The sequence below is a fragment of the Streptomyces anatolicus genome (assembly GCF_019400875.1).
Taxonomy (GTDB): domain Bacteria; phylum Actinomycetota; class Actinomycetes; order Streptomycetales; family Streptomycetaceae; genus Streptomyces; species Streptomyces anatolicus.
In genome coordinates this window covers 1-3,068 of the sequence record NZ_WMBF01000646.1, presented here as the reverse complement: position 1 = coordinate 3,068, position 3,068 = coordinate 1, and the positions used below count along the sequence as shown (strand labels likewise).

Sequence of the window (3,068 nt, the reverse complement as noted above, 5' to 3'; positions counted from 1 at the left end):
GCTGCCAGGTGTCGTCGTCGCGGCGCAGGGTGCCGGTGACGGTGACTTCGGCGGTGCCCGCGTGCTCTTCGGCGGTCTCCTGGAGGGGGTGCGTCAGGACAGGGTGAGGGCTCGCCTCGACGAACAGGGTGTGTCCGTCGTCGAGGAGGGAGCGGGTGGCGCCCTGGAAGTCGACGGGGGTGGCCAGGTTGTCGTACCAGTACTGGGCGTTCATCACCGTGGTGTCGGCCATGGGGCCGTCGAGGTGGCCCGAGACGCTGGAGTAGAAGGCCACGGTGGCCGGTTGCGGCTCGACGGGTGCCAAAAGCTCCAGCAGTTGGTCGTGGAGGGCTTCTACGTGCGAGGTGTGGGAGGCGTAGTCGACGGGGATACGACGGGCCCTGATGCCCTCCCCTTCACAGTGCGCCACAAGCTCGGTCAGCGCGTCGGCGTCACCAGCGACCACGGTGGACGAGGGCCCGTTCACCGCGGCCACGGCGATCCGGCCCTCCCATCCGGCGATCAGCGCCGAGGCGTCAGAGACGGCGAGCGGCACCGAGACCATCCCGCCCCGGCCCGCGATACCCGTGATGGCCTGAGACCGCAACGCCACCACCCGGGCGGCGTCCTCCAACGACAGCACCCCAGCCACATGCGCGGCAGCGATCTCGCCCTGCGAGTGACCCACCACCGCGTCAGGGACCACACCCAAGTGCTCCCACAACCGAGCCAGGGACACCATCACCGCCCACAGAGCGGGCTGCACCACATCCACCCGGTCAAAACCGGGCGCACCCTCCACCCCGCTGAGCACATCGATCAGGTTCCACCCGGTGAAGGGCTCAAGCGCCGCCGCACACGCCGCCAGATGCTCGGCGAAGACGGGGCTGGTGGCCATGAGTTCGACGCCCATGCCGACCCACTGGGCCCCTTGCCCGGGGAAGACGAACACCGTCTTGCCGCGCTCAGCGGCCACGGTCGTGGTCACGACGTTCGCAGAGGGCTCGCCGGCCGCCAGGGCCGCCAACGCACCGCGATAGTCGGCCAGTTCGCGCCCGATCAGGACCGCGCGGTGATCGAACACCGAGCGCCCCGCCACCAGCGCGTGCCCCACCTCGGCTGGCGTCGCCTGCGGCTGCTGGTCCAGGTGATCGAGGAGCCGCCGCGCCTGATCACGCAACGCCGCATCCGACTTCGCGGACACCACCCACGGCAACGTCCCATCCGTCACCACCGCCGGCTGCGGCTGGCCCCCACCGGGCGCCTGCTCACTCTCCGGAGCCTGTTCGAGCACCAGGTGCACGTTGGTCCCGCTGACGCCGAAGGAGGAGATTCCGGCGCGGCGCGGACGTGCCACCTCAGGCCAGGGCCGCTCCTCGGTCAGCAGCTCCACCGCGCCCGCCGACCAGTCGACGTGCGGGGTCGGCTCGTCGACGTGCAGCGTCTTGGGCAGCACGCCGTTGCGCAGAGCCATCACCATCTTGATGACGCTGCTCACGCCGGCCGCCGCTCCCAGATGGCCGATGTTGGACTTCAGCGAGCCCAGCCACAGCGGCCTCTCCTCCGGCCTGCCCTGCCCGTAGGTGGCGAGCAGCGCCTGGGCCTCGATCGGGTCACCGAGGGTGGTGCCGGTGCCGTGGGCCTCGACCACGTCGACCTCGTCGGCCTGGACCCGGGCGTTGGCCAGGGCCTGCCGGATGACCCGTTCCTGCGAAGGCCCGTTCGGAGCGGCGAGGCCGTTGGATGCGCCGTCCTGGTTGACGGCCGAGCCACGGATGACGGCGAGCACGGGGTGTCCGTTGCGCCGTGCGTCCGAGAGGCGTTCCAACAGGAGTACGCCCGCGCCCTCGCCCCAGCCGGTGCCGTCGGCGGCGGCCGCGAACGCCTTGATGCGTCCGTCCGCCGCCAGCCCGCGCTGCCTGCTGAACTCGGTGAACAGGCCCGGGGTCGCCATCACGGACACGCCACCGGCGACCGCGAGGGTGCACTCTCCCTGGCGCAGCGCCTGCGCCGCCTGGTGCAGCGCCACCAGCGACGACGAGCACGCCGTGTCGACGGTGATCGCCGGACCCTCGAGGCCGAGGAAGTAGGCCAGTCGGCCGGAGATCACGCTGGTCATCTTGCCGGTGACCAGGAGGCCGTCCATCCCCTCGGCGGCCTCGTGGAGCTGGGGGCCGTACTCCAGTGCCACCGCGCCGACGAATACGCCGGTCCGCGTGCCGTGCACCGACTCGGGGCGGATGCCCGCGCGCTCGAACGCCTCCCAGGCGGTCTCGAGCAGGAGCCGCTGCTGGGGGTCCATGGCGAGGGCTTCGCGGGGGCTGATCCCGAAGAAGGCGGCGTCGAACTCGGCGGCGCCGGAGAGGAATCCGGCCTCACGGACGTAGCTCTTGCCCGGCCGGTCCGGGTCGGGGTCGTACAGCCCCTCGACATCCCAGCCGCGGTCGGTCGGCAGACCCGAGATCGCCTCACCGCCGGAAGCGACGAGGTCCCACAGCTCCTCGGGCGATCCCACGTCGCCGGGGAGACGGCAGCCGATGCTCACCACGGCGATGGGCTCGTCCGACGCGGTGGTCGTCGCGACGGGTTCGGCGGCGGAAGGCGTCTCGCCGAGCAGCGCGCCGCGCAGATGCCGGGCGATCGCGGCCGGTGTCGGATGGTCGAACACTGCCGTCGGCGAGAGGCGCAGGCCGGTGGCCGCGGTCAGGCGTTTGCTCAGTTCGACCGCGGAGAGCGACTGGAAGCCGAGGTCCTTGAACTTGCTGTCCGGCAGGACCGCCTCCGCGGTCGTGTGCCCCAGCACGGTGGCGGCGTGTGCGCACACCACCTCCAGCAGCTCGCGCTCCGCCTCGGCCCCGGACATCCCGGCGAACCGGTGGCCGCTCGCGCCGCCGTCCGCCGGACCGGTTGCCGTCGAACCTGCCGTCGAACCTGCCGCCGGTCCAGTCGTGCCCTCTCCGGCCGCGATCACGTTCACGGCGCTCCCGGAGGTCTCCAGCCAGTACCGCTGGTGTTGGAAGGCGTAGGTGGGCAGATCCACCACCCGTGCCCCCCGACCCGCGAACACCGCGGGCCACTCCACCTCCACC

General features: G+C 71.9%; 1 pseudogene. It reads right to left on the bottom strand.

The window, feature by feature from the left end:
- Positions 1-3,019, bottom strand: a pseudogene (locus tag GKQ77_RS30835) (type I polyketide synthase); the annotation flags it as partial.
- Positions 3,020-3,068: the final 49 nt, after the last annotated feature.